Annotated in this window: 19 protein-coding genes; 7 read left to right on the top strand and 12 right to left on the bottom strand. The window is 68.7% G+C overall.

Annotated features, from left to right (window positions below; genetic code table 11):
- The first annotated feature begins 68 nt into the window (after window positions 1-68).
- Window positions 69-1,253, top strand: a complete 1,185-nt coding sequence (locus tag OG817_RS42650) for a hypothetical protein (RefSeq protein WP_406050740.1) — start codon at window positions 69-71, stop codon at window positions 1,251-1,253.
- On the opposite strand, the gene OG817_RS42645 is transcribed toward OG817_RS42650, so the two are convergent.
- From OG817_RS42645 to OG817_RS42600, 10 genes are all read right to left on the bottom strand, one after another.
- A complete protein-coding gene (locus OG817_RS42645; RefSeq protein ID WP_360456535.1) occupies window positions 1,219-2,196 on the bottom strand; it encodes an acetylxylan esterase in 978 nt (325 codons plus the stop codon). The genes OG817_RS42650 and OG817_RS42645 overlap by 35 nt on opposite strands.
- Before the next feature lie 11 nt (window positions 2,197-2,207).
- Entirely contained in the window at window positions 2,208-4,526 is a 2,319-nt protein-coding gene (locus OG817_RS42640; RefSeq protein WP_406050739.1) for a polysaccharide lyase 8 family protein, read from the bottom strand.
- A gap of 10 nt (window positions 4,527-4,536) precedes the next feature.
- Complete coding sequence (locus OG817_RS42635; RefSeq protein WP_406050737.1) at window positions 4,537-5,673, bottom strand: GDSL-type esterase/lipase family protein; 1,137 nt, start codon at window positions 5,671-5,673, stop codon at window positions 4,537-4,539.
- Window positions 5,674-5,762: 89 nt separating this feature from the next.
- Window positions 5,763-6,332: a DUF624 domain-containing protein gene (locus tag OG817_RS42630; protein WP_406050736.1), complete on the bottom strand. Its 570-nt coding sequence runs from the start codon at window positions 6,330-6,332 to the stop codon at window positions 5,763-5,765.
- A complete protein-coding gene (locus OG817_RS42625; protein ID WP_406050734.1) occupies window positions 6,329-8,251 on the bottom strand; it encodes a hypothetical protein in 1,923 nt (640 codons plus the stop codon). Before OG817_RS42625 ends, OG817_RS42630 begins: the two co-directional genes overlap by 4 nt.
- On the bottom strand, window positions 8,251-9,969 hold the full coding sequence (locus OG817_RS42620) for a heparinase II/III family protein (protein WP_406050733.1): 1,719 nt from the start codon (window positions 9,967-9,969) through the stop codon (window positions 8,251-8,253). Before OG817_RS42620 ends, OG817_RS42625 begins: the two co-directional genes overlap by 1 nt.
- On the bottom strand, window positions 9,957-10,721 hold the full coding sequence (locus OG817_RS42615; RefSeq protein WP_406050732.1) for an SDR family NAD(P)-dependent oxidoreductase: 765 nt from the start codon (window positions 10,719-10,721) through the stop codon (window positions 9,957-9,959). The genes OG817_RS42620 and OG817_RS42615 overlap by 13 nt, the downstream gene beginning before the upstream one ends.
- A gap of 23 nt (window positions 10,722-10,744) precedes the next feature.
- Complete coding sequence (locus OG817_RS42610) at window positions 10,745-11,626, bottom strand: carbohydrate ABC transporter permease (protein ID WP_360456514.1); 882 nt, start codon at window positions 11,624-11,626, stop codon at window positions 10,745-10,747.
- Window positions 11,613-12,557, bottom strand: coding sequence for a carbohydrate ABC transporter permease (locus OG817_RS42605; RefSeq protein ID WP_396392397.1), 945 nt, complete (start codon window positions 12,555-12,557; stop codon window positions 11,613-11,615). Before OG817_RS42605 ends, OG817_RS42610 begins: the two co-directional genes overlap by 14 nt.
- A 28-nt stretch (window positions 12,558-12,585) precedes the next feature.
- Window positions 12,586-13,875 (bottom strand): ABC transporter substrate-binding protein, encoded by a 1,290-nt coding sequence (locus OG817_RS42600; RefSeq protein WP_396392398.1) that lies wholly within the window; start codon window positions 13,873-13,875, stop codon window positions 12,586-12,588.
- Between the two features lie 213 nt (window positions 13,876-14,088).
- Here OG817_RS42600 and OG817_RS42595 point away from each other — a divergent pair, with 213 nt between their 5' ends.
- The 3 genes from OG817_RS42595 to OG817_RS42585 are packed head-to-tail and all read left to right on the top strand — an operon-like array spanning window position 14,089 to window position 16,399.
- Window positions 14,089-15,165 (top strand): LacI family DNA-binding transcriptional regulator, encoded by a 1,077-nt coding sequence (locus tag OG817_RS42595; RefSeq protein WP_406050729.1) that lies wholly within the window; start codon window positions 14,089-14,091, stop codon window positions 15,163-15,165.
- A 9-nt stretch (window positions 15,166-15,174) separates the two neighbouring features.
- On the top strand, window positions 15,175-15,996 hold the full coding sequence (locus OG817_RS42590; protein WP_406050728.1) for a TrmH family RNA methyltransferase: 822 nt from the start codon (window positions 15,175-15,177) through the stop codon (window positions 15,994-15,996).
- A gap of 25 nt (window positions 15,997-16,021) precedes the next feature.
- Window positions 16,022-16,399 carry a VOC family protein gene (locus OG817_RS42585; RefSeq protein WP_406050726.1) on the top strand — a complete coding sequence of 126 codons (378 nt, stop codon included), beginning with the start codon at window positions 16,022-16,024 and terminating at the stop codon, window positions 16,397-16,399.
- A 106-nt stretch (window positions 16,400-16,505) separates the two neighbouring features.
- Here OG817_RS42585 and OG817_RS42580 read toward each other — a convergent pair whose 3' ends face one another.
- Window positions 16,506-17,300: a class I SAM-dependent methyltransferase gene (locus tag OG817_RS42580; RefSeq protein ID WP_406050725.1), complete on the bottom strand. Its 795-nt coding sequence runs from the start codon at window positions 17,298-17,300 to the stop codon at window positions 16,506-16,508.
- Window positions 17,301-17,469: 169 nt separating this feature from the next.
- On the opposite strand from OG817_RS42580, the gene OG817_RS42575 reads away from it, so the two are divergent.
- Together OG817_RS42575 and OG817_RS42570 are read left to right on the top strand one after the other, a co-directional pair.
- Window positions 17,470-17,766, top strand: a complete 297-nt coding sequence (locus tag OG817_RS42575) for a putative quinol monooxygenase (RefSeq protein ID WP_406050723.1) — start codon at window positions 17,470-17,472, stop codon at window positions 17,764-17,766.
- The gene (locus OG817_RS42570) at window positions 17,763-18,542 is read left to right on the top strand and encodes an isocitrate lyase/phosphoenolpyruvate mutase family protein (RefSeq protein WP_406050722.1); all 780 of its coding nucleotides are present in this window, start codon (window positions 17,763-17,765) and stop codon (window positions 18,540-18,542) included. Before OG817_RS42575 ends, OG817_RS42570 begins: the two co-directional genes overlap by 4 nt.
- Here OG817_RS42570 and OG817_RS42565 read toward each other — a convergent pair.
- Window positions 18,523-19,683 (bottom strand): helix-turn-helix domain-containing protein, encoded by a 1,161-nt coding sequence (locus OG817_RS42565; protein ID WP_406050720.1) that lies wholly within the window; start codon window positions 19,681-19,683, stop codon window positions 18,523-18,525. The two genes, OG817_RS42570 and OG817_RS42565, sit on opposite strands and share 20 nt — an antisense overlap.
- Before the next feature lie 137 nt (window positions 19,684-19,820).
- On the opposite strand from OG817_RS42565, the gene OG817_RS42560 reads away from it, so the two are divergent.
- Window positions 19,821-20,366: an AAA family ATPase gene (locus tag OG817_RS42560; RefSeq protein ID WP_406050719.1), complete on the top strand. Its 546-nt coding sequence runs from the start codon at window positions 19,821-19,823 to the stop codon at window positions 20,364-20,366.
- Window positions 20,367-20,448 lie beyond the last annotated feature (82 nt).

Raw genomic sequence — 20,448 nt, 5'->3', positions numbered from 1 at the left:
CCGTCCGGTCACCGGATGGTCGCCCACAGGTCCGCCGTTGGTTGCCCGTTGACACTAGGTTGATCCGGGTGCTGCGCAAGCTCCTGATCGGCGTCGCGGTGATCGCCACACTGGTGGCGGGGGTGGGCACCGCGCGCCTGGTGCTTCCTCGATCCGATCCCACCGGCGGCGTGGTCAAACAGCTGACGTTCCTGCGTGCCGAGATCGAAGGTGGCGCGGACCACGCAGCGCAGAAGCAGTTCCCGGAGGGCTACTTCTTCCTCAACGTGCTCTACGGGCTGACCTGGGTCCAAGTCGGCCTCGCCGATCCGGAGCGGTCCGTCGACGCGGCGACCGAAGCACGGTGGGCGCTCAACCGGCTGGAGTCGCCGGACGGGACCGCCGTCTTCGACGCAGCACTGCGGCCGCGGTACGGCATCTTCCACGCGGGCTGGACGAACTGGTTGCGCGGCGGACTGATCGCCCTGCAGCACTCCGACGCGGCCGAGTTCGACGAGTTCACCAGCTCGTCGGTCGAGATCGCGACCGCGTTCCGGACCGCGAAAACACCTTATCTGGAAGCGTATCCGGGCCAGGCCTGGCCGGTCGACTCCGCCGTGGCGATCGCCTCCCTCCGTCTGTACGACGACCTGGTGGCACCGCGGTTCGGCCGGATCGCGACGAACTGGGTGGCCGCGGTCAAGACCAAGCTGGATCGGGGAACCGGCCTGATCCCGCATCAGGTCGCGCCGGTGACGACCGGTGCGCGAGCGTCGTCGCAGAGCATCATCCAGCGGTTCCTGGTGGAGATCGATCCCGTCTTCTCCCGCGCGCAGTACGAGATCTTCCGTGACCGGTTCGTCGGTGGGATCGGCGTCCGGGAGTATCCGAAAGGTGTGGCCGGCACAGGTGATGTCGACTCCGGGCCGTTGATCCTCGGGGTCAGTCTGTCCGCGACCGTGGTCACGATGGGGGCAGCCCGGGTCCAGCACGATCCACTCGCCGATCGGCTCGGCCGGGAAGGCGATCTGCTCGGGCTGCCGATCAGCGGCCTGAAGACCAAGCGATACATGTTCGGCGCGCTGCCGATCGGGGATGCGTTCCTGGCTTGGTCCGCGTCGGCACGACCCATCGTGGCCGGCGACCAGCCGGAGCTCGATCGTGGCTCCGGCTGGTGGCGTGGACCGTGGTTGCTGGTGCTCTGGCTGCCGGCCCTGATCCTGTGGTGTCTGGTCCGGTTCAGGCGGCGCCGAAGACCGAGGCGAGCGCACTGAGCTTGCGCGGCAGGTCGTACTCCGCGCCGCCCTCGTGCCCGTTGTAGGCGAAGATCTCCAGCTCCGCGGGACCGGCGTAGCGGTGGTACGCCGCGAACACCGTGGACGGCGGGCAGACGTTGTCCATCAGGGCGACCGAGAACCACGCCGGGCAGACCGCCCGGGCGGCGAAGTTCACGGCGTCGAAGTAGGACAGCGTGCTGATCGCTGTCTCAACCTCGAACCGGTGACCCTTGAGCCAGCGCGCGATCTCGGCGTACGGACCGTTGTCCGTGATCTGCGACGCCCGCCGGTAGTGGCAGAGGAACGGTACGTCGGCGATCGCGGCGGACAGGTCGTCGCGCAGACCGGCGACCGCCAGGGCAAGCCCGCCGCCCTGGCTTCCACCGAGGACGGCAACGCGATTGCTGTCCACGTCAGGGCTGCTCTTGACCGCGTCGACCGCACGCACCGCATCGGTGATCAGCCGTCGGTAGTAGTGCTTGCGCGGATCCTCGATACCTCGGGTGAGGAAGCCAGGCGACGACGACCCATGGCCGTCCGGCGCGACGTCCGGGGTGTCGGCGACCGTCTTCCCGCCGCCGCCCTGGCCGCGGTTGTCCATCACCAAGTGGGCGTAGCCGGCCGCGCTCCAGGTCAGCCATTCGTACGGGATGCCACGGCCGCCGTTGTACCCGATGTACTGCACAACGGCGGGCAACGGTCCGCTGCGATGGCGCGGCAGGAGCAGCCACGCCTTCACCGGCTGCCCGTTCCACCCGCTGAACGTCACGTCCTGCACATCCACGGTCGCCAGATGCGCGGCGTACGGTCTGAACCGGGTGTCGATCGGGTGGCCGGCCGCGTCCTCGAGTGTCTGCTTCCAGAACGCGTCGAAGTCTGCGGGTTCCTCCGGGTCCGGCCGGTACTCGCGCAACCGGTCTAGGGGCATGTCAACGAGCATCGAGTGTCTCCTCAGTGAAAGGTGGCGGTCGCGGTCGCGCCGTGGCGGTTCGTGGTGTCGACGACCACGCGCCAGCCGGTTCCCTGGCGGGTCACCTGAACGCCTTCGTCGGCCGACACCAGGCGCAGGCCGGGCTTGGTGAGGTCTACGGTGACCGAGGAACGGGTCTGGGTCGGATCCGAGATCGCTACCTTCCCGGCCGCCATGACCACCGAGGCCGCGCCGTCCGCAGTCAGCTCGGCCACGGTTCCCCCGGTCCAGAAGTTCGCGGCGAGGACGCCTTGCAGCCGTACTGCGTGCGCGATGGAGTCGGCGCGCAACCGGCGTACCGGGAGCTTGCAGGCGAAGGTCTTCGTGGCTCCCAGGGTGGCCGTGGGCAACTGCACGTAGTAGTAGCCCTGGGCAACGGGTGCGGTGCCGTGGTCGATCCAGACGGTCTGGTACGAGCGGGTGATCGGGTCGTCGGTGCCGTACTTGAGATTGATCTCGCGCCAGGTCGCGGTCCGGTTCTCTCTCAGCGCGCGGATGGGTGTCCGGTCGGGGAAGACATATCCACCGGTGCCGGCCAGATGACACCAGCCGGATGCCGCGGTGAAGGTCTCGTCGCCCTGACGTAGCTTGCGGTTCTCGACGATCGTCTCGACCGTCCCTTCGCCGGTGATGTCCGAGCCGAGACAGACCATCACGTCGTCGATCAGGAACCAGCTCTTCAGGGCCCCGAGGTTCGTCCCGTAGCCGCGCAGATCCATGCCGTAGGCACCGATCGTCCGCCCGGGGACCGCCGTACCTCCGACCCAGTCGGCGTCACTGGTACTGCGGAAGCCGTAGGAGTCCGCGAGTCGGCGGGTGTCGACCGTTGTTCCCGGCAACCGGTACGGATCGACCGTCGGCCAGTAGTCGCCCGAGTAGTGGCCGAGGTCGTCGTCGAAGACCAGCACCATGCCGTCGGACAGGTGCCAGCCGTGCAGGTTCTCGTTCTGGATCGACTCGTAGTTGTAGATCCGGGACGAATACGCGCTCAGCCCGACGGTGAACGCGGGCCGGTGGTGCGCAACCTTGTCCATCCGCGGGTACTGCTTGTGTACGACGAGAGGCCCGCGCGCCGGCGTGGTCGACGCGAGAACGGCCCGGGCCGCCACCAGCGAGGCCGGGTCGGTCACGGTGAGAAAGTCCCGGAAGGTGTCCTCGGTGATCCACTGCTTGACCAGCGCGGTCAGCTTGGTCGCGCGATCTGGCGGTGCCGCGGGGATGAGCCGGAGCGTGCCTTCGATGATCGTCTGGGTCGGCGCGTGGTTCTGCTTGCTGGGCCGGGCGATCTCGCGACCGCAGACCGAACCCATCAGGTCACCGCGCACCATCAACGGGTCGAAGGCGTCGTCGATCCAGCCGTAGAGGTTGTCGAGCTCCGGATCGGTCACGGTCCACTGCGTACCGCCGAGCAGGTAGAGCAGTGACGACAGTGTGCCGAGCAGTTCCTTGCCGTAGCCGCCGTTGTAGGGGTGCTTGTAGTGCTGGAGGAACGAGCCGTCGCTGTAGAAACCCTCACCGGTGCCGTTGTCGGTCCGGCCCGGTGCGTCGTTGAACGCCAGCACGCTGTTCGAGCCGTCGCCCTCGACATCGCTGATCGCGTCGCGGACCCGCACCAACGCGGCCGTGTCGCCGTCGAGGACCGCGCGGACGGCGACGACCGTCGCGATCCACACCCGGTTCGCGCCGGTCGCGATCTGCCGGTCCGCCCTCCAGAGGTTCGGATCCGGCGTGTAGTGGTTGATCGCCGTCGTGTATGTCGTCCGCACCTCGGCGGGGATCACGTCGTACAGCAGGACGAGGGTGTCCGCGAAGGCCGAGGCACCGCCGATCTCCCAGTCGTAGTCGTTGTCGTAGCGCGGGAGTGCCGGGCTGTACCGGTTCGTGTGCATCCACTCGAGGGCGCCGAGGATGTCGCTGGCCACGCTCGCATTGCCTGCGTACGCCGAGCCGTTGGTGGCCCAGGCCACCGCGAGCTGCTTGATCCGGCGGAAGTTCGAGGCGACGTGGTTGGACAGTGTCGTGCTCGCGAGGTCCTGCCAGAGCGTGGTCCGGTTCGCCGAGCGGTCGAGGGTCGTCAGGGCGGACTGGGCCAGCCGGTCGATGCGCGCGATCGCGACGGCGAGGTCGGAGTCGGACGGGTCGACCGACGGACCGCCGGTGAGCAGGGTCTGCCAGCGGAGGCGGAGCTCGCCGGTCGACTCGTCCGCCCAGGCCATGGTGGTGGACGGGGCGGCCAGGACTGCGGCCGAGCCGAGCATTCCGCCGAGCACGGTGCGTCGGCGCAGGGTGAGATCGGGCATGGAAGTCCTCTCAGAGGGTCAGAGCGATCGCCTTCGCCCCGGCGGCGTTCGGATGCAGTCCGTCGCCGCTGTTGAAGGCGGGCCGTAGCTGTGCCGGGTCGGACGGATCCCGCAGTACGGCGTCGACGTCGACGAGCCGGTCGAAGACGCGGGAGGACCGCAGCGTGTCGTTCACCTGGTTGCGGACGTGGTCGAGCTCGTCGGTGTAGCGGATCCACCCCTTGAACGGGCCGATCGTTGCCCCGAGCACCTCGAGGTCGTGGTCGCGGGCGCGCCGGGCGAGCTGTTCGTAGCCTTCGAGCAGCCGGGCCGGGTCGGTCTGACTCGGTGGCTGCTGGATGTCGTTGATGCCGAGAAACACCAGCACTGCTTGAAGTCCCGGCAGTGCGAGTACGTCCCGGTCGAACCGCGACTGACCGCTCGGCCCGAACCGCGCGTCGTCGAGCAGCAGGCGGTTGCCACTGATGCCGAGGTTGGCCACCGCCGGGCGCCGCCGGAACCGCGCCGCGTACTCATCGGGCCATCGCAGGTTCGCGTCGTCCGGCGTCCCGACACCTTCGGTGATCGAGTCTCCGAGAACGGCGAGTGTTCGCCTGCCCTCGGTCAGGACGTCGACACCGCTGAGCAGGAACACGGATTTCGTCGCCCGCTCACCCCCGGAATCCGCGATGACTCCGGTGGCGTGCACGTTCCGGTGGAAGCTCACCGGGCCGGTCGGGCCCGGCAGATGCAGGCTCACGACGAGATCGCCACCGTCGGGCACGACCAGCCCTACCGGGTCGCTGATGACCGTGGCTCCTGTGGCCAGCACCATTTGCTGCTCGCCACCGAACAGCACTGCCTTCGAGTTGGCGGTCACCGGGCCAACCAGCGTCGGGGCGGTTCCGAAGGCGTTCGAGAAGCGCAGGCGGACTCGGCCGCCGGCGGCAAGGTGCAGCGTGGTGCGGATCGTGGCGTCGGTGAAGCCTTGGGTCGCGTCTTGATCGGTCGGGGTGGGGGCGGTGTGGGCTGTGGCCCAGGTGGTGACCCAACGGTGGCGCGGGGCGGCGTCGGCTCGACCGGTCGCGAGACCGCCGAGTGTCGTACCGCCGAGAACCGCGCCACCGAGCGCCCCACTGAGGACTGATCGGCGGGAGGGGCGAGCCATCAGCAGGCGGCGGTGGGGTCGAAGTCGGCGCCGAGCAGCAGGATCGGGACAGCTCTGAACATGATGGTCCTCCTAGGGGCGGTTGGGGACTATGCGTGGTCGGCGACGAGCAAGCCGATCAGAACCGGAATCGTGGTGCCGAGAAGCAGTGGGCCCGCCGGGACGACGAGCGAGAAAACCGGTGCGGCAATGGCAGCGCCGAGCAGGGCCGTGCCGCGCGGGACGGAAGTGAACGCGAGCCGGAAGGCGGTACGACGCCAGTCGGCGGGCGGGCCGGAAGGGTCACGACCTGCGGCCACCGCGAGTGCGAGGTGGTAGGTGATCGCGGCCGCGACCAGGCCGACGTGGATCATGAACAAGGCAACGACGACCGGTCCCGAGCGACCGGACAGGAACGACAAGTTGCTGACGGCAATCACCGCCGCGACGGTCATCAGGACCGAGTGCGGCAGCAGCGGACGCCAGTACCGGCGCCATCCGGTGAACACGCCCGTGAAGCAGCGGGTGTCGCCGTCGGTCCGCCACCGGTTGAGCGCGAACCCGACCGCCGCTAGGGCCGGCAACCAGGTCACCACCCCCAGGCAGAGGAGTGAGAACGCCGCACCGGCCAGCACCGGACTCGCCAGCCATCCCAGCCAGTCCAGCGCCCGCCTGGTCATAGCGTGATCCTCCCGCGGGCGGACTCGATCACGGCCTTGGCCTTCTCCGAGAACCCTTCGCCCTCGATCACCCCGTCGTCGTCCGCCAACAGAACGGTTTCCCCGTCGAACGCGATCCCGAATCCGCGGACGAGATCGAGGCGGCGCGCGGAGGCCGGCGCCGGCCGCAACGCCGAGGTCGGCTCGATGGTGGTCAGCATCGTCGCGGTGGTACGACGCTCCGCGGTGGCGCGCAGGGTGTGCATCGTCCGGGTCAGCCGCAGACTCGGCGTACTCGACGTCGGGTTCGCCTCGACCTCGGTGACGGCCGGCTCGACGGTCAGCGGGGTGTGCAGGCGAACCCACGCTTGTGCGGATCCCGATCGCAGCACGATGTCCTCGCCGTACTCGATCGGCCAGTCCGCGTGCAGCAGGAACGTCCAATCACGCGGCGACTGGGCCGCGCACCGATCCAGCAGGACGAGACGACCGGCGGGGGTGAACACCAGAGTGCGGTCGAGCCGGGTGATCTCCAGCTCGGCCGGATACATCGCCGCGATCTGGGCCGTTGCGTGAGCCACGCCATCGGCCGCGAGTACGTCGACCATCCGGGCCTGCCGCTCGTACGGCGCCCCCTTGTAGACGTGATACCGGTCCTCGTCCGCGAAACCTTGCCCATCGACCAGAATCAGGTTGTGGTCACCGGCCCGCTTCCGGTTGCTGTAGCCCTCGTCCACAGCGAGGAACGCACCGCGCGAGGTCAGCACGAACGACCCGGCATCCGGGTGGTGGTGCCCGGCACTGAGGGTGTCCCATCCGCGTTCGATGTCCAGCCGATGCGAGGTCTCCCACGCCTGGTGCCCGCCGCCGGGAGCGGCCTTGAACGACACCATCGTCGCGTCGTCGTCCCATCCGGTCCGCGCCGTGACCAGACCGAGGTCCGGGAAGTACGCCGACAACGGGGCGCTCTCCACCGGCGACACCGGTCGCACCGATTCGTCGTACCAGAGCAACTCCAGGTAGGCCTCCGGCATCACGCCGGGCTTCACCCCGCTCGCGTATGCCTCACGCCAGAAGAAGCGATCGGCGACCAGGTCGCCAAGCCACTGTGCCTCGCCGATCCGGTAGGCGGAGGCGAGCTTGTAGTACAGCGAGACGCTGTGCCCGCTGCGCCGGTCGTGGCAGTCGCCGTGATCGATGTTCTCCTCGAACCCCGGCGCGCACTGCTGCAGGCGATAGGAGAACGTGTTCGCCAGGAACCGGCAGCGATCCCACCAGTCCAGACCCTCCTGGTCCTGCAGCAGATCCAGGTACGTCGCCAGCCACGGCACGCCGTACCGCCAGTAGACGACACCTTCCATGTCGGAGCCGTCGGCAGGCAGCAGATCGATCACCGTGGCGAAGTTCGTTTTCGCGCGCTCGGTCCACTCGGTCTTGCCGAGCGCGTAGCCGGCGGCGGCCAGGCCCGTGTAGCAGATCCAGTTGTGATTCTGCCAGTACGACGAACTCCACCAGGAGCCCTCGGACTCGACGGCGAACTCGTACAGCCGCGAACCCTGCAGTTCCAGCTTCGCCCGCAACTCGTCCGCGAGCGCGAAGTCGTCGCCGAGCCAGGTCGACGCGAGCGACAACCCGTGCAGCAGCCAGCCGGCGTCCAGGTCGTGGTCGGGCATGTGCGCCTTGCCCCAGTGCGGGAGCCCGATCGCCGCGGAGATCCAGCGCGCGGCCTCGTCGCGGTAGCCGGGGTTGCCGGTCATCCGGTAGGCGAGGGCCAGGTTGGCTGCCGCCGGTCCGAGGTACGTGATGCTCGCTGACGGATGCTCGGTCGGCGGGGTCTGGGTGCGATACCAGTCGCACTGCTCGCGCAGCCGGCGCCAGCGAGCGGCATGCCGGCCGTCGAGACCGTCACGCAGTTCGTCGAGGCGGTGTTCGATCAGCATCAGCGATCTCCGATCCGGTGCATGTGCCCGTTGACGGTGACTGCGTCGTCGGTCACCTCGACGGCAGCCACCGTGGTCGAGTAGACGGAACAGAAGGTCGCCGTTGTTCCGACGGCGGTCCAATCCAGGCCAGTCCGAGTCCGCTGTGGGTCGTCGGCCGGGCCTGGCCCTGGGCGAACCAGCGGCACGGCCTGGCCGACGTGGTAGCCGTACAACGTCTCGTCGCCTGTCCAGATCGTGCGCACCTCGCTCGGCGTGACCTCCACGCTCAGCTCGACGTCCGGCCGGAACTGCAGGACGATCTCCCGCTCCCGGTCCACTGTCACCCGGACCACGTCGACGAGGTAGCCATCGCCGGCAATCAGGTGCCGCGTTGCCCGGACGCCGTCGTACCAACCGGCGATCTCCGCGGTCACCGATGTCTCGTCGTACGTGATCGCACCGGTCGCCTCGTCCGGGTCGAGGCCGTCGATCCGGATCGTCGGGTGGGCGGCCGCGGACTTGTAGTGGCGCCGCCATTCCGCGTGTCCGTACGGCACCTGGCCGGGATCTGGCTGCCACGGCGTCGTCGCGCCGTACAGGTAGAGCGCCAGCTTGTCGTGGTGCCCATGCGAGCCGCCGTGCGGACCATGGTCGAGGATCGCGTGGATGCCGCCGGCGCGGAGCACGGCGTACGAGTTGGACACCTCGACCATCGGCCGTGGCCGCACTGTGCCTGAGCGAGGTGGTCCCGCGAACCATCCGTCGAACCTGTCCTCGAGGCCGTCGTACTCCGGGCCCACCTCCGAACGAGCCTGGGCGGCCACGGCGTCGAGACCGTGGTTCGTGGCGAACTGGCGTGCCAGGGCAACGATCTCCAGCCATTCCAGAGCCAGCGGCACCCGGCGGTACGGGCCGTCGTGCAGGGCCGGCAGGATGCCGCCGTCAGTCGCGATCCCGGCGAGCGCGCCGATCATCGCCTCGAGCCGATCAGGGACCTGTGCGGGGTCGGCGCCACGGAGGCTCAGCAGGTAAGCCCGGAGGACGAAGCCGTGGTAGTACGTGCTGGCTTCCCACTCGAAGCCGTCCTCGCCGGTCGCCACCTCAAGATGCGCGAACTGACCGTGCTCACCGGACAGCCACTCCTTCTCCCCGTCCCACGACTCTCCGCGCACGGCCGCGGCAGCCTGACCCGCGGTGACGCCGAGGGCGTTGAACCAGGCGGTGTAGTTCGAGGAGAACTTGTCCTGGGCAACCATCGCGTCGCGGGCCCGCCGCGCGCCGTCGACCATGTCGTCGAGCATCGGCAACGTCTCTGCCAGCTCGGCCCGACCGGCCAGGTTGCGGATCGCATGCGCGATCGGCACACCCCAGACCGCGTCGGTCAGCGCCTGGTGGAACAGCCGTCCGCGCTGCATCCACCCCTGTGCCTGCTCATGCTCACCGGACTCGGTCAGCTTCAGGTAGAGCCGCGCGTACGACGTGAGCAACTCGGCGCCGGCGCCGTCGTACGAGAGCAGCCGGATCCGCCGGGCCCACCAGTGGTGCGCGAGGACACGCCAGGCACCACGCACTGTCTCCGTGTCGACGCGGCAGCCGTACGCGCACGGCACGCCTCCGGCCGGAAACACACCGGTTTCGAACCCTTCGTGCTCGAGTTCGACGCCGTGCGCGGGACAGACGTACTGGTGCCACCAGCCGCCGCGTTCGGCCGGCGGGTGTCCGGTCATCGAGGCCATGTGCCACCGTCGATGTCGATGGTGATCCCGGTCAAGTAGCCCGACGACGGCAGCGCGAGGAAGCGGACCGCATTAGCGACGTCCTCGACCTGACCGGCGCGGCCGATCGGCGTACCGGCCACCATGTTCGCCTGGGCTTCGGCGGTGGAGAACGTCTGGTGGAACGCGGTCTCCGCGATGTAGCCGGGCGCGACCGCGTTGACGGTGATGCCCTGCGGACCGAGCTCCTTGGCCAGCCCCTTGGTGAACCCGCGGATCCCCGCCTTGGCGGCCGCGTAGACCACCGAGCCAGGACCGCCGCCGTTGTGCGCGGCGAGCGAAGCCATCGTGATGATCCGCGGGTTGGCCGACTGGGCGAGCTGCGGGATCGCGGCGCGGGTGGTGCGGAAGGTGGCGCCGAGGTTCACATCGACGACCTGCTGGAAGTGCTCGTCCGACATCTCCTCGACCTTGACCCGGCCGATCAGATGGCCGGCGTTGCAGACCAGGACGTCCAGCCCACCGAGGAACCCGGCCGTCTCGTCCAGCAACCGGTCGACCTCAGCCGTACTGGTGACGTCGGCACCGACCGCGATCGCCTTCCGGCCGAGTGCCTCGATGTCGGCGACGGTCTGCGCGGCTGCGTCGGCGGACCTGCCGTAGTGGACCACGACGTCCGCCCCGGCTGCCGCCAGACCGAGCGCGATCCCCCGGCCGATGCCGTGCCCGGCCCCGGTCACCATCGCTCGCGTGCCTTGCAGTTCCTCGGTCATACGTTGGTCTCCTTCGCTGTGTGTCATTTGATGCCCGCGGTCGCGAACCCTTGGACGAAGTAGCGCTGCCCGATCAGGAACAGCACCACCATCGGCACGGTGGCCAGCGTCGTACCGGCCATCAGGAACGCCCACTGGGTGTCGTTCTCGGTCCGGAACACCGACAGGCCGACCTGGATCACCCGCAGGCTGTCGCTCTTGGTCACCAGCAGTGGCCAGAGGAAGTTGTTCCACGAGCCCTCGAAGGTGAGCAGCGCGACGGTGATGAACGCGGGTTTCACCAGCGGCGTCATGATCCGGGCGTAGATGCCCAGCTCACCGAGGCCGTCCAGCCGCGCGGCCTCCTCGAGCTCGACCGGCAGGTCCAGGTAGAACTGCCGGAACAGGAACACCGAGAACGGACTGACCGCGCCCGGGATGATGAGCGCCCACCAGGTGTCCAGCCAGCCGGTGCCACCCTGGCCGGTGATGTCGTTGCCGCCGAACAACGGCATGAACCGCACGATCAGGAACTCCGGCAGGATCTTGGTGTACGTCGGGATCATCAGCGCACCGACGAACCCGAGGAAGATCAGTCCGCTGCCGCGGAACCGCAGCCGCGCCAGCGCGTACCCGGCCATCGACGCGATCACCACGTTCAGAACGGTGTGACTGGCCGCGATCACGAAGCTGTTGCGGGCGTACGTCGCGAACGGCGCCGCCCGCAGCGCGTCGGCGTAGTTGCCGAAGGCCCACTTCGTCGGGAACAGCCGGGGTGGCACCGCGCCGATGTCGGCCGGCGTCTTCACCGACGTGAGCAGCATCCAGACGAACGGCACGATCATCACCAGGGAGATCGCGGACAACGTCAGGTAGAGCGCGATCCGGCCGGCCCGGACCCGGCGTACTGCGTCAACGGCTGGCACGGTCGCCTCCGGTGATCCGCCGGTTGACCAGGGTCAGGACGAGCAGCAGCGCGAACAGCACCAGGCTCTGCGCGCAGGCATAACCCATCCGGAACTCCCGGAACGCGGACTTGTAGATCTCGTACGTCATCATCGTGGTGCTGTTGGCCGGTCCGCCGTCGGTCAGGATGTACACCTGGTCGAACGACTGGAACGCGCCGATCACCGAGGTGACGAAGACGAAGAAGGTCGCCGGCTTCAGCAACGGCAGGGTCAGGCTGAAGAACTGCCGTGCCTTCGAGGCACCGTCCACCGCCGCCGCCTCGTACAGCTCGGTCGGCAGGCTCTGCAGCGCGGCCAGGTAGATCAGCATCTTCAGCCCGATGCCCTGCCAGATGCCGACCACGATCACCGCCGGCATCGCCCAACTGGTCGAGGACAACCAGTTGGGGCCGTCCAGGCCGAGGAACGACAGGATCGCGTTGGCCAGGCCACTGCGCGGATCGTAGATCCACAGCCAGACCAGCGCGACCGCGATCGTCGCGGTCACCTGCGGGATGAAGATCGCGGTCCGGAAGATCGCCCGCCCGGCCAGCTTGGCGTTCAGCATCAGCGCGATCAGCAGCGCGATCGCCATCGCCACCGGGACGGTGAAGAACGTGTAGACACTGGTGTTCAGCACCGCCCGCCGGAACACGTCGTCGCCGAGCAGATCGCGGAAGTTGTCCAGTCCCGCGAACCGCGGCGGCGTCAGCACGTCGTACGACGTGAAGCTCAGGACGACCGCCGCGACCAGCGGGATGCCGATCCAGATCAGTGCGTGCAGCAACGCGGGCGCGACCATCAGCAGGCCGGCACGTCGTCGACTGCGCAGCAAGCGGCCGGGTGGCGGGGTGGTGGCCGGGCCGGGTGCGGCGTCGCGCACCCGGGCCGGTGGGGAGATCACAGCCATGGCGGAGCCTTTCCGCTGAAGGTCTCGGTCACAGGCGGGAGATCGCTTGCTTACTCAGGTTCGCCAGCTCGTCGATCGCCTGCTGCGCGGTCCGCTGACCCACCACAGCGGTCTCCAGCGTGGTCTTGATCTTCTCCCGGATCTCCATCCAGGCCGCCGTTCCGCCCTCGGAGCGGGCCTTGTTCATGTTGTCCAGGGCAAGCTTCACGAACCCGTTGTTCTTCACGTAGTCGGAGGTCCGCAGGTCCTGCACGCCGGGCACCGAACCGCGCTGCGCCGCGGTCGGCAGGATCGTCTCCGGCGTACCCATGAACTCCACCAGCGCCTGGGCGGCCGCCGCGTGCTTGGTCGAGGCCGAGCGGGCCACCAGGGTCCCGCCCTGCAACATCGCCGGCACCTTGTTGGCCAGGATGAACGCGCCGACCTTGTCCTCCGCGAGCAACGCGGGATTCTGCTCCTTCAGCTGCACCCACAGCGAGTTGTTCGCCATCATCATCGCGGACCGGCCCTGCGCCAGCGTGCTCGGCTGACCGGCCGCGGACTTGAACGAGTAGTCGCCCGACTTGTCCTTGATCACGTCGAGGAACAGCTGCAAAGCCTCGACGCCGCGCTCGTCGTTGAACCGCACCTGCTGGCCGGACTCGTCGAACAGGTTGCCGTCGTTGGCGAACAGGAAGGTCTCCCAGCACTGCCGCAGGTCGATCGAGAACGGATCGAACCCGACCCTGGTCAGCTTGCCGGAGCCGTCGGTGCGGGCCAGTTCCTTGGCCATCGCCCGCAGTTCGGCCCAGTCCTTCGGCGGCTGCTTGATGCCGGCCTCGGCGAACATGTCCTTGCGGTAGGTGACGATCCGGGTGTCCAGCACGAGTGGCAGTGCGTAGAGCTTGCCGTCGTACCGGGAGGGCTCGAGCACGCGGTCCTCGTAGTCGAAGCGGGTCGCCAGCGAGTCGGGCAGCGGCGCGAGCACCTTCTTGTGCGCGAACGGCGGGATCCAGCCGACGCCGAGCATCACCACGTCCGGCATCAGACCGCCGGCCAGGCCGGTGGTCAGCTTCTCGTTCAGCGCGGCGTACGTCGTGTAGTCGACCTTGACGGTGACGTTCGGGTTCTTCTGCTTGAACGCGGGCAGCAGTTTGCCCTCCAGCAACTGCTTGCCGGTGCTGCCCTCGAAGATCGGGGTGAGCAGCGTGATCTCGCCCTCGGCGGGACCGTCGGCGGCCGCCTGACCGTCACCGGACGGCGAGGCGGAACACCCGGTGGCGGCGGCGAACGCGCCGAGGCCGAGGGCCGTCAGGACTGATCTGCGGGTGTACTCCATGGCGCGCCTTTCGTGGTGCTGCGGAAGAGGAGTGGTGCAACGATCTACCAGTCGGAGCGGCGCTGCTGATGCGGACTGGTGCAACGATGCACCGCATGCTAGGAAGCGTTCTTCGTGATCGTCAAGAGGTCGACGCCGAATCGTCTCGTGCTGGACTTTCGGCCTCCACTGATGCATCGTTGCACTGCGAGACCGCAGGTTCGGGGCGAAACGGTGAGAAAGAATGCGCGGGTGGCCATGGGTGAGGTGACGATCCAGCAGGTCGCGACCGAGGCAGGTGTCTCGCCGAGCACGGTGTCGAACCTGCTGAACGGGCGGAACCACCGGATGCTGCCGGAGACGCGGCAGCGGATCGAGACGGCGATCGACAAACTCGGCTACCGGCCGAACCGGGCCGCCCGGCAGCTACGCACCGGCCGCAACACCACGATCGGGCTCGTCGTCCCGTCGGTCGGCAACCCGTTCTGGGGCGCACTCGCCCGGTATCTGGAGTCGGCCGCCCTGGCCGAGGGCTACCACGTGCTGCTGTGCAACTCCGAGCGCGATCCCCGCCGTGAGCGCGACTACGTCGACGAACTGTGGGCGGACGGCGTACACGGTGTCGTGCTCTGCTCCTCGCTGCCCTCGCTCGAGCACGTGATGCCGCTCGTCGAGCGCGGTCTCCAACTGGTGGCGTTCGACCGTACGTCGCAGGCCGGCGATCCGGCGTCGCTGGTGAGCATCAGCGTCGACAACGCGATCGGCAGCCAACTCGCCACCCAGCACCTCACGGAGCTCGGACATACCCGACTGGCGTTCGTCTCGGGTGCGCTGGCGAGCGTGAACCGCAAGGAGCGGTACCGCGGCTTCGTCGCCGGGCTGGAGCAGGCCGGGCTCGATCCGAAGGCTGCCCTGCGGGCGCCGACCGGGAGCGGCGCCGACGACTTCGGCGATGTCGAGGCCTCGGAGCTGGGTCGCGCGGCCGCCGCGGAGCTGGTTGCGCTCGACGAGCCGCCGACGGCGATCGTCGCCATCAACGACATGTGTGCGCTCGGCGTCTGCCGCGGACTGCGCGACGGCGGACTCGAGCCCGGCAAGGACGTCTCGGTCGTGGGCTTCGACGACATCGTGCTCGCCGACCTGTACGCACCGACGCTGACCACGGTCCGGCAGCCGATGCGCGAGATGGCGGCGGCCGCGTTCAGCCAGCTCCGGGCCCGGCTGGACGCTTCCGGACCGACCCAAGGTCAGTCGCTGCTGTTCCGGCCCGAGCTGATCGTCCGCGAGTCGACCGGAGCGCCGTCCACGTAGGGTGGTGGCGTGCAACGGATCTCGTCGCGGAATGCCCGGTTCCAGGTGTGGCAGGCATCGCTGACCAACCGGACCAAGCGGCAACGGGCCGGTGAGTTCCTGGTGCAGGGAGTGCGACCGATTTCGCTTGCCGTGGACAACGGCTGGCCGGTGCGCGCGGTGATCCAGGATGCCTCGCGACCCTTGTCGCGGTGGGCGCAGGAGTTGCTGCAGCGGTTGCCCGGTGTCGAGCGGGTCGCGATGGAACCCGCGTTGCTGGCCGAACTCGGCGAGAAGGACGAGGCAGCGCCCGAACTGATCGCAGTCCTCGAACTGCCACCGGACGACCTGGATCGCATTCCGGTGGGACCGGATTTCCTCGGCGTGGTCTTCGACCGGCCGACCGGTCCCGGGAACATCGGGTCGATCATCCGGTCCGCCGACGCCTTCGGCGCCCACGGCGTGATCGTCACCGGGCACGCCGCCGACGTCTACGATCCGAAGGCGGTCCGCGCGACCACCGGATCGCTGTTCGGCATCCCCGCCGTCCGGGTTCCGTCACAGCGCGAGGTGATCGAGTGGGTACGGCGCTCGGCCGACGTACCGATCGCTGTCGTGGGCACCGACGAGCACGGGACGGTCGACGTGTTCGACTTCGACTTCACCCAGCCGACCCTGCTGCTGATCGGGAACGAGACCAACGGGCTGAGCGCCGGCTGGCGCGAGGCCGCGGACCAGTTGGTGCGGATCCCCATCACCGGGTCGGCCAGTTCACTCAACGCCGCCAACGCGGCCACGACCGTGCTCTACGAGGTGTCGCGGCAGCGTTCCCATTCGTTCAAGACCACCTAGCCGCCTGGCGCCTAGCGTCGCCGGTATGAGACCACAGACCTTGATCGCGGTGAGCGACGTCGAGAAGAGCAGTGCGTGGTACTGCGAGGTGCTGGGAGCCGTGAGCGCTCATGGTGGGCCGGAGTACGAGCGGCTCGAGGTGGACGGCGTGTTGGTGATGCAACTGCACAATCTGGACGTCGATCACCATCACGAGCCGTTCGGGGATCCCTCGTATCCGTTGGGGAACGGGGTCGCGGTGTGGTTCGAGACCGACGACCTGACCGCGGCCGCCGCGCGCGCTCGAGCGCTCGGCGCCACAGTGCACACCGACGTCCACCACAACCCGAACGCAGACCACGACGAACTGTGGCTCCGCGACCCGGACGGCTACCTCGTGGTCCTGGCCTCGCCTGGTCCCTAGATGCGGACCTGTCCCACTCACCAACCCGATCGCCGGGGCTCCGCTCCCCCGAGCCTGAGCGTGACGCGCCCGGATCAGGCCGACTTGGTGAGTGCCACAGGTCCGGCTAGGCGGTGCAGAGGAGTTCGCCGTGGAGGATGGAGATCCAGCCGTCGGGGCGGGCAGCCCAGGTTTTCCACGCCTCCGAGATCGCGTTGAGCGTCTCTTCCGGTACGCCGGCTCTGCGAGCCTGGTCGGACATCGCCGACTGCAGGATGCGGTCGGCCCACATTCCTCCCCAGAACGCGCGTCCCTCCTCGTCGGCGAAGGTCCAGGTGCTCGCCGTCGCGTCCACCTTCTCGAAGCCGGCCTCCAAGGCCCAGCTCAGCAGCCGCCGGCCGGCATCGGGTTCGCCACCGTTCGCGCGAGCCAGGCGCTGGTAGAGCGCCATCCATTCGTCGAGCTCGGGCAGTTCCGGATACCAGGTGAAGCCGTGGTAGTCCGAGTCCCGGACCGCGACGATCCCACCCGGCTTGCAGACCCGCCGCATCTCCCGGATCGCCTGCACCGGATCCGCCACATGCTGCAGCACCTGGTGCGCGTGGACCACGTCGTACGTGTCGTCCGGAAGGTCCAGCGCGTGGACGTCGCCAACCACGAACTCCACCTTCACGTCGAGCTTGCCGAACGTCGCACGGGTGATGTCGAGCGCCGCCTCGGTTGCCTCGAGTGCGGTGGTCCGCCCCGGGTCGACCAGCCGGGCCAGGTCAGCGGTGATGGTGCCGGGGCCTGCGCCGACGTCGAGCAACGACATCCCGGGCCGCAGTTGCGCAAGCAGGTACCCGGCCGAGTTCTCCGCGGTCCGCCAACTGTGCGACCGCAGCACCGACTCGTGGTGGCCGTGGGTGTAGACGTTGTTCATCTCCAGGCTCCTTTGCCCTCGCCGACATTCTCACGCTAGCGCAGGATCTTGTGTTATGAGACATATCGTCTCAAATATTGAACTCATGGAGATGGCCGAATATGGCCAGACCCTGACCGGGTGCGCGCGCGAGGCTTGAGGGAGTTCAGTCGGACCCAGGAGGAATCAAGTGCTGGCAAAGGTGTTTCCGATCAAGTTGAAGGACGGCAACCAGGCGGCGGCCGAGGAGCTGGTGCGGGAGTTCGCGCCGGTCGGGCCGGGAGCCGAGGAGGGGACGTTGTCGTTCCGGGTGTACCGCGATCCGGCGAAGCCGGACTACCTACTCTTCGTGGAGCACTTCGCGGATCAGGCGGCGTACGACGCGCACACCGGGTCGGCGGCGTACCGGGAGCTGATCGCGGGGAAGTTCGCGAACCTCATCGTCGAGTTCGTCGAGATCGATCATGAACTGCTGGTCAGCCTGTGAGCGCGCAGAACGAGCTCGCCCGGCGACTGCGGGCGTTGCACGCGCAGCCGCCGCTGGTGCTGCCGAACGCATGGGATGCCGGCTCGGCGCGGGCGATCGAGGCAGCAGGGGCTGCCGCGATCGCGACGACGAGCGCCGGCGTCTCCTGGGCCGCCGGTGTCACGGATGCCGGCGGATTGGACCGCACGGCGGCAATCGCGGCACTTCGCGCGGTCGTCGGAGCGGTGTCGATCCCTGTGACCGCGGACGTCGAGTCCGGCTACGGTGATGTCGCAGCGACAGTTGCCGAGGTCGTCGAAGCCGGTGCCGTCGGCATCAATCTCGAGGACAGTTCCGGCGGCTCGCTGGTCGATCCGACCTTGCAGGCTTCGCGAATCGCGGCCGCCCGAGCTGCCGCCGGGGACCTGGAGTTGGTGATCAACGCCCGGACGGACACGTACCTGTTCGGCGACGGGACCGGCACGATCGAGCGTGCCAAGCTGTACGCCGAAGCCGGCGCGGACGTGCTGTTCGTTCCGGGCGTCGTGGACGCCGACACCATCCGTGAGCTGATGGCCGCGTCGCCGTTGCCACTGAACGTGATGGTCGGCCCGGGCGCGCCCACGGTAGCCGAGCTCACCGCACTCGGGGTGACCCGGATCAGCGTCGGACCTGCGATCACCTCCGGCGCGTACGGACTGGCGACGGCAGCAGCGAAGGAACTGCTGTCGACCGGAACCTACGAGGTGCTCGCCACCGCAGCCGAGTTCGGCAAGCTCAACGACCTGCTTCGCTGAACCACGCCTGGTGCGCACCCAACCGCAGCACGATGTGACGGGCTGCCTGCGGACTGACGCCGGGCACTGCTTCCAAGGAACGGATCAGCGTCCCGGCGTTCGCACCACCGTCGAGCATGATGTTGCCCGAAGCAACTGCTCGCGCCAGCGGCCCGACCAGCTCGGCACCGGTCAGCGCCTCGGCACCCGGAAACGCGTGCGTGAGGCCGTGGCCGAGCCCCGCGACCGGAACGCCGTACACGTCGACGAGCTTGCGCAGTACGTCGTACGCGTCCTCGGGTGGTAGCTGATCGCGGACCACCGCCTGGACCGCGACCTCGAACGGCCCCCACGCGCCCGGCACGCGGACGTCCGGGTCGGCTTCGACGGCGACGAGTCGCGCGGCTCGTTCCACGACGTGGATGACACCTTCCCAGTACGGGAGATGTGCGTGCAGCAGCAGGTAATCAGGCCCGCCGGGACCGATCTCGAGCAGACCGGGATCGCCGTCGAGAGAGATGGTCCGGCGGTAGACACCGTCCTCGACCGACTCGATGCCAGGGATCGCCTGCGACGCGAGGAACGCGCTCATCGCCTCCCAGTCGTACGGCGTGGTGAACGGCAGCCGCAGCGCCAGGCCACCATCGGCGACCAGGCGGTCGGTCCGGCGCCGCCGGTCGCGGAGCTCGCGCGGGGACGCCCGGAAGATCTCACGCATCGCGCGGTTGAACTGGCGCAGACTCCCGAAGCCGGACCCGAACGCGATGTCCGCGATGGACAGATCGCTGTCATCGAGGAGTCTGCGGGCGAAGTGGGCTCGCCTCGAGCGGGCGAACTGGTCCGGCGTGACGCCGAGGTGCTCGTGGAACAACCTGCGAAGGTGGCGCGCCGACAGCCCGAGCCGCGCGCCGAGCGCCGCCTCGCCGGACTCGTCCAGCACACCGGCGATGATCAGTTGAACGGCGCGGCAGACGAGCTCCGGCGCCTCGTCCGGCACGGTCCCCGCGACCCGGTACGGCCGGCAGCGCAGGCAGGCGCGGTATCCGGCCGCCTCGGCGGCCGCCGCCAGCTCGAAGGTCTGCACGTTCTCCGCCAGGGGCTTCGCCCCACATCCGGGCCGGCAGTAGATGCCCGTCGTACGAACCGCGGAATAGGTCGTCATCCGTCCACTGTCACCCCCTGCCCACCGACGTTCTGGCCACATCCGGACCTCACGCTAACCGCCCGCACGGACACTTTTCGGTGACGTCTCCCGGAATCCTGGTGCGGGCGGACGTCGGGGGTGGCTAGGGTGCGGCGGTGCAGTCCAAACCTCTTGTCGTAGTGGTGAGTGGCCCGCCAGGGACCGGGAAGACGACGCTGGCGCATCAGGTGGCCGCCGCGATCGGGTGCCCGGCGATCTGCCGGGACGAGATCAAGGAGGGGATGGCGCACGCGACGCCTGGCTTCGTACCCGGCCCCGGCGACCCATTGACGATGCGGACGCTGTCCACCTTCTTCGACGTGATCGGGCTGCTGGTAGGCCGCGGTACGACGATCGTGGCCGAAGCCGCGTTCCAGGACCGGATCTGGAGTCCCGGCCTGACCCCGCTGCTGAACCGCGCCGACCTTCGGATCATCCATTGCACGGTCCCCGCCGACGTCGCGCTCGCCCGGATCACCGCGCGTACGGCGACCGACCCGAAACGGATCGCGCACGAGGACGCACAGATCAGCGCCGACGCCCGGCTGCGGACCCACAACGCCTTCCAGGCGGTCGATCTGCCGGTCCCGTCCCTGACGGTCGACACCTCCAGCGAAGCCTACAGTCCGTCGCTGGCCGAGATCGTCGCGTTCCTGTCCTAGCCGTACAGATCGACAGGAGGTGTCGGCCTGTGGGCCGGACTTGCGTGGCGCGGTTGACTCGGGTGGAGTGCGGGTTGGCGGA

This window comes from Kribbella sp. NBC_00889 (assembly GCF_045207705.1).
Taxonomy (GTDB): domain Bacteria; phylum Actinomycetota; class Actinomycetes; order Propionibacteriales; family Kribbellaceae; genus Kribbella.
This window is presented reverse-complemented; position numbering and strand designations above follow the sequence as displayed.